This is a genomic window from Candidatus Dependentiae bacterium (assembly GCA_013821315.1).
Taxonomy (GTDB): domain Bacteria; phylum Babelota; class Babeliae; order Babelales; family Babelaceae; genus JACDHA01.
In genome coordinates, this window is sequence record JACDHA010000039.1 from 1 (window position 1) to 6,121 (window position 6,121).

Sequence of the window (6,121 nt, forward strand, 5' to 3'; positions counted from 1 at the left end):
TTTGCTTTTAAAAACTTTTTACGTGCAGGCACATTATAAAAAAGATCATGAATAGCAATCTCTGTACCTGTATTACAGGCAGTAACTGTTTCTTTATGTATTATCCCGTCACTAACTTCAAGCGTTATGCCTGCAGTGGCATCAGCTTCTTTGGTAGTTAACACTACTTTGCTTACCGACGAGATGCTTGAAAGAGCTTCACCACGAAAACCAAAAGTTGCAATATGTTCTAAATCGGTAACACTGGTGATTTTGCTTGTAGCATGATGTTTAATACACATACGTGCATCTTGTGCATCCATGCCGCAGCCATTATCAATAACTTGAATAAGTTTTTTGCCAGCTTCTTCTATATAAATAGTTATTTGTGTAGCGCCAGCATCAAGAGCATTTTCTATAAGTTCTTTAACAACGTTAGCTGGTCGCTCAACGACTTCGCCTGCAGCGATCTTTTGAGCTTCTTGAGGAGAAAGTTGTTTTATGCGTGCCATAGCTGTGTTGCTTTCTTAAATTGTTTTTATAGAAGTACTTACTTTTAATTATACTTGCAGCTACAAAAAGCACAAAAGCTTAAAAAGAGTTCAAAAAAAAGCCGAGATAAATTTCTCGGCTTCTAAAGGAGGTACTTATAAAATTAACTAATTTTGTTAGCTTTAGGCCAGAAATAGGCAGCAAAAGCACCAGTTATTAATGCATGGGAATATGAATTTTTACGTATACCTAAAAACTTAAGATCTTTAGGATCAGTTCCGTTCTTTCGATGATCACTGAAACTTGTATCATCTAGAAGAATTTGATGCACCACCGCGTCAAGGAAAAAAGGAGCAGCATATAAAGCTGTTTTTTGAGCCCATACTTTTACATCATGACTAACGCTAACTTCTAACTCAGCTTTTACTTTTGCAGCTGCACAATTATTTATAGCAAGCAAAGAAAGAGCAGCTAAACTGAATAGGTGTATAATTTTGTTCACAGTAATACCTTTAATTTGAATTAATTTAATGTTTTAAATCTTAATTAGTATAACTTTAGTTTATCAGTAATACAAATAGCTTCTTTTAATGCTAAAAAAGTTTGATGGCCGAGATTTATATCTCGGCCATCAAGAACAATTACTTATTAAAATTAGCTAATTTTGTTAGCTTTAGGCCACAAATAAGCAGCAAAAGCACCAGTTATTAACGCATGGGAATAAGAGTTTCTACGTATGCCTAAAAATTTAGGTGTTCTAGAGTCTGTCACATTATTTTTTTGATAATCAGCAAAGCTTGTATTACTTAAAAAAAGTTGATGCACTGCTGCGTCAAGGAAAAATGGAGCAGCGTATAAAGCTGTTCTTTGAACCCATACTTTTACATCGTGACTAAGGCTCACTTCTACTTCAGCTTTTACTTTTGCAGCTAAGCAGTTGTTGATAGCAAGCAAAGAAAGAGCAGCTAAGCTAAATAACTGTATAGTTTTGTTCATAACGTTACCTTTGAGTTTAATTAATTTAAAAATAGTTTAAAACTTTCATCAGTATAGCTCGGTATACTAAATAGTAAAACTACTTTTTGTTAGTTCTTCTTCTGGCTCGGGTATAAAAGATCTCTTGATAAGCGGCATAAGATACTTCATGCGTTGATGAAGAGTAGGCTCATTTCTTTTTGAAAACCACGATTTATAGGGCATTCTTTGACTGCGTTTAATATAATAACTAAGCAACTCTTGAGCGGTATTTGTCCGTTTAGCTGAATCTACATCATTTTTTTTGGCAGTATATTTATAATACATATCTGCAGCAATATGGTTTAAAATAACTTTTAAAATAGCGCTTGTTGCTACATAGTTATGAGCAGCAATAGTGTTTTTTATAAACGGAGTAGAGCGTAAAATGTGGGGAAGCTTAAGGTATAAGCTTTCTGTACAATAGGTGTAAGTTGTTGTTAGTGTTTGAGTGACAAAAGGTATTACTGCCATAACACAGGCACTAGTTAAAATCTGTTTTTGTTCAATCATGTTTACTGCATGAGCTATAACAGCTTTTTTTTCACCTTCGGTAAGCTCGTTATAAAAATCAGGATTTACAAAAAGCAATGAATCAGTGCATACAAGGGGGCTATACACAGAAGGCTGCATATCAGCTTTAATACTTTTTAAAGGCAAGGTGTTCCAGTGCTCATAGTTAACCTGTTTTAAATGATAGCGTAGAGAAACAGTTAGTTCAGGTGTAAGATCATCATCTCCAAAGAATTCTAAAGCTTGTTTTTCCGATAATAATAAACAATACTTGTATGCTTCTAACCATGAGGGTCCAGCAGCTACTGCCCAATGACCTAAAAAGCTGAGAGCTCTCGTTTTAAAGGAGGTAGGTGTTACATCACCTGCTGCTTTACTATTGTTTATCGTAAATATGCTTGTAGCGAGTAAAAGCAATAAAACATAAGCCATACGCCGGATCATGTAGTTCCTTTGATTAATGCAATGTAGTGTGTACTAAGCTTAATAGTTAATTTCTAATTCATAGATGCTATACAAATGTTGTGTATCTTTAAGTAAATGGGTAAGAGTTACCTTTTTAAACAAGCTGTAAGAGCCTAATGCTCTTAAAAATTGAGTAATTCCTTGCGAGTCGAGTGCTTGCCCTTTAAGCGTAAGTACCTGTTTTTTTTCATCTGACACTATATTGAGTACCATTACAGAATCAGGAATAAGAGAACTCAAGGCTTCTATAAATCTATGAGGCATGTTTTTTTTAACGTTACTTAAAAAAGCAGGTTTTTTTTGATTTTTTTTAGCGTTATCTGTAACTGTTTTATCTTTAATAATCTGTTTTTGATTTGCTATAAAGCCAGCTAAAGCAGTGTGCTCTTTTTTAATGTTATAAAACGAATAAAGCTGATGAGCCTCAATAGACAAAACTATAGTCAGGACAATTAACAAGAGAGTACAAGAATTTTTTTTCCATCGCTTAAGTGAAGGAGTAAAAGTGCTGCTGTTAGGTTCAATAAAATTAAGCGGCTTCATATAACAGTTTTCCTATAGTATACATACCCATGCAGGTTTGTGTTAATTGAGAACTTCCAGACGTTAAGTACTGCTTAACATCTTCAAGGCATTTAAATTCTAAACCAGGAGACGTAGCAGGTTTTTCAAAGCTATGTGCATAATATAAAGCAGTTGTCAGGGTAGTAATGCCCAGCAAGTTAAAACAATTAAAAGCGAGTAGTTTGTAGCTTAATAATTGTTCATGACGTACGTAAGCTCCATATGTTTTTCCAAAAAGAGATTGTTCTTGTACATGAGAGCCCCGTTGAGCTGGTGCAGGGCCAACGTCCCAGTATTCTTGTAAAGCAGTGCTTTCAAAGGCTATAACTACGCAAGCCTCATCAAGTTTATAGGTGTACATAAAATTTTTTATAAGCATACGTATTGCTGTTGGATTATAAATATATAATTGATATACAGCAAAGTGTTCTACTACGTTTTCCTGATAAGCTTGTATACTAAGACCATTTTTGTCTTCTGCTACCAAGCTAAAAGTTATGTAAGTATCAGTAATCAGCATGCCTACTATCTGCATAAGGTCATTCCTGCTGTTACAACTCTATCATGTTGAGCGAGATCTTTCTGAACTTGGATAGTGGTGTACTTATACTGCTCAAACAGTTTTTGTACTGCTGGACCTTGTGCGTAGCCAATTTCAAGAGCAACTTGTGGAATAGATTTTTCTTTAAAATCTGGTCTAAACAGCAGATACTCTGGCGCTTGTTGTAAAAGCATCTTAATAAGCTCAAGACCGTCATCAGGAGCTACTAATGCTTTATAATCTTCCCAGTTTTTTACCGATGGGTCAAGCGTTAGCCACTCGTTATGGCTTATATATGGTGGATTACTTACCATAACATCAAAACGTATGCCAGGCGGCAGAGCTGAAAATAAGTTTGATTCTAGTATAGTTATATTAGGCACATTATTTTTGAGAACATTTTCACGTGCAAGAGTACAGGCTTGTGATGAAATATCTACAGCATATACCTGTGCTTGAGGAAATGCTTGAGCAAGAGCAATACCAATGCACCCAGAGCCGGTGCACATATCTAAAATAGCAAAATCTTGCTTATCTAGTTGCTTAAGCTGATTAATAAGCTCAGCACACCAATATTCGGTTTCCGGTCTTGGTATTAAAATAGGCTCTCTTATTGTAAGAGTAAGGTCAAGAAATTGCACTGATCCTAAGATATAGTTCAGGGGTTTGTGCTCATGCACATGCTCATAGAGAGCAGCTTTGAGTGTCTGCTCTTGCTCTAGTGTAAGACTAGAGTCTTGCGCTCTCAGTTGAGCTTGGCTCTTACAGGTAAGCCATTCTATAAGCCACCAAGCACAACTATATGCTTGATCGTAAGAGCCATAGAGTGGTGCTATTTCTTGAGCCACGTGTGTTACAACTGTTTTAATAGATGCGTTCATAGTGCCTAATGTAAAATAGAATATGTTTTAGTTAAGTATACTATATTTAGAGCAAAATGCTTTTTGAGTACTTTTTCACCATACCTTAATTGGTCTTACAGTGTAAATACTTTGCATAAAAAAGAGCACTCAATTGAGTGCTCTTTAGATACTAAAATATTTTTTAGATACTAGAATATTTTTAAGCTCTATCTTACTCTAGTTTACCATTACCGTTACTGTTACTATTTTGGTTAACATTCATTGAGGCGAATATTTGTCGCAAAGTCTCTTTTTGCTCTGGAGTAAGCGACTTTAAAAAACGTTCTTCAGCTACATTCTTAAGTAAATTGGGATTATACAATGCTAGATCGAGTAATCCTTTTTGTGACAATTTAGCACGTTGCTCTAAAGATACAGTTTCAATAAATTCTTTCATTTTGTTTATAGCATTATAAGAAAAAGCAGCTTGTGCTTTATTTAAACAGCTTTCTTGCGTCTTAATAATTGCATGTAAGTGCTCTATTTGCTTAAGTTTTAAAGACTGAATAAAAGTTTTATTCTGTAAAAATAAAACTGGGTTTATGCAAGCTTTAAAAATAAATGCTTGTTGCTCTGCGCGTTGAAGTCCTAAGTGCTGTAACTGATTGATGTCTAAACCATTCGCAAATGCAGCAGACTCAATTTTTAAGCTATCTTCTGGACTAAGAGTTGCTTTAGCTCCACCGTTAGAATTACTCAATTTACTGTACTGGCGAAGCAGAAAGCATGCAGTAGCATAGGTGTTTTTCGTTGGCACCATAGTATCTTTATTATAAAATAATGTATAAGCTGCATATGAATTAGCAGCTAACATACCGACAATACTAACAGCTCCTGCTGATAATCCACCATAATAGGTACTTGCAGCACATAATGCAGCTTCAGCAGTTGGAATTGTAGCTGCAGCAGCTAGTGTTAGAAGCATTGTTAGCTGTCCTGCTTTTTGAGGAACTTGTGCAACTTGTTGCATTGCATTATGTTGAGCAGCAGGTGAAATAGAAGTGTTTAACGCTTGATTAAAAATACCTTGGCGTAAACCTAAATCACTCTCTAATTTTCTATATTTAAAAGCGTCTTCTACTAATTTTTTAAATTCAGTGGTATTTAGATTGCGATAAGTGTTTAATAATTCTGCAAGTTTTGCAAAGTTAATTACTTCTATATCACTGAAAAACTTAGACCACTTAGGTTGTAGAATGTTTTGTGCTTGCTGTGTTGTTACATCTTTTCTTTCTGTTACTGCTTTAATTACTAAGCTAAGACCCTCTAAGTTAAAGTAATCCTCTAAGTTTACATTAAACATATTATTTAATACTAACAACGCTTGAGCTTGTTGATCTTGTGCAAAGTTAATTTTAATTAAGTGTAAAATGCGATTACGAGTGATCTGAAATTGAAGAGTTGTGATAAAAGATCCTAACTTACCGTCAAGAGCTGGTATATCTTTTAATTCTTCGTCTTTAATCAAACAAATAGCTATATCAGCTAAAGCACTTACAGGAATTTCTTCTTCTGTACATTCTAGGAGTTTCGCTAATTTAGGTAAATTAAAAATACTTTCTAGTTGTTGAGAGGTGATTTCTTTCCCAAATTCTTTTAAATTTACTAGTGTATTAACTTTATTTAAATTTAAACAATCGACATATTCAGG

Annotated in this window: 8 protein-coding genes; all 8 read right to left on the reverse strand. The window is 34.6% G+C overall.

Features of this window, described 5'->3' with window-relative positions:
- Nucleotides 1-491, reverse strand: a 491-nt coding sequence (locus tag H0X48_06600; GenBank protein ID MBA3954961.1) for an ATP-binding protein, incomplete at its 3' end; no start/stop codon positions are given.
- 143 nt (nucleotides 492-634) lie between these two features.
- Nucleotides 635-973, reverse strand: coding sequence for a hypothetical protein (locus H0X48_06605; GenBank protein ID MBA3954962.1), 339 nt, complete (start codon nucleotides 971-973; stop codon nucleotides 635-637).
- Nucleotides 974-1,125: 152 nt separating this feature from the next.
- On the reverse strand, nucleotides 1,126-1,467 hold the full coding sequence (locus tag H0X48_06610) for a hypothetical protein (protein MBA3954963.1): 342 nt from the start codon (nucleotides 1,465-1,467) through the stop codon (nucleotides 1,126-1,128).
- Between the two features lie 66 nt (nucleotides 1,468-1,533).
- Complete coding sequence (locus H0X48_06615) at nucleotides 1,534-2,442, reverse strand: hypothetical protein (GenBank protein ID MBA3954964.1); 909 nt, start codon at nucleotides 2,440-2,442, stop codon at nucleotides 1,534-1,536.
- Nucleotides 2,443-2,481: 39 nt separating this feature from the next.
- Nucleotides 2,482-3,006 (reverse strand): PilN domain-containing protein, encoded by a 525-nt coding sequence (locus H0X48_06620; GenBank protein ID MBA3954965.1) that lies wholly within the window; start codon nucleotides 3,004-3,006, stop codon nucleotides 2,482-2,484.
- Nucleotides 2,993-3,562 carry a hypothetical protein gene (locus H0X48_06625; GenBank protein ID MBA3954966.1) on the reverse strand — a complete coding sequence of 190 codons (570 nt, stop codon included), beginning with the start codon at nucleotides 3,560-3,562 and terminating at the stop codon, nucleotides 2,993-2,995. The genes H0X48_06620 and H0X48_06625 overlap by 14 nt, the downstream gene beginning before the upstream one ends.
- Entirely contained in the window at nucleotides 3,553-4,449 is an 897-nt protein-coding gene (prmC, locus tag H0X48_06630; GenBank protein MBA3954967.1) for a peptide chain release factor N(5)-glutamine methyltransferase, read from the reverse strand. The genes H0X48_06625 and prmC overlap by 10 nt, the downstream gene beginning before the upstream one ends.
- Nucleotides 4,450-4,642: 193 nt before the next feature.
- Nucleotides 4,643-6,121: hypothetical protein (locus tag H0X48_06635; protein ID MBA3954968.1), on the reverse strand; the 1,479-nt coding region annotated here is incomplete at its 5' end.

Coding starts and splice junctions, on each gene's coding strand:
- H0X48_06610 (MBA3954963.1), bottom strand. CDS start 1,467: ATGAACAAAACTATACAGTTATTTAGCTTAGCTGCTCTTTCTTTGCTT.
- H0X48_06615 (MBA3954964.1), bottom strand. CDS start 2,442: ATGATCCGGCGTATGGCTTATGTTTTATTGCTTTTACTCGCTACAAGC.
- H0X48_06620 (MBA3954965.1), bottom strand. CDS start 3,006: ATGAAGCCGCTTAATTTTATTGAACCTAACAGCAGCACTTTTACTCCT.
- H0X48_06625 (MBA3954966.1), bottom strand. CDS start 3,562: ATGCAGATAGTAGGCATGCTGATTACTGATACTTACATAACTTTTAGC.
- prmC (MBA3954967.1), bottom strand. CDS start 4,449: ATGAACGCATCTATTAAAACAGTTGTAACACACGTGGCTCAAGAAATA.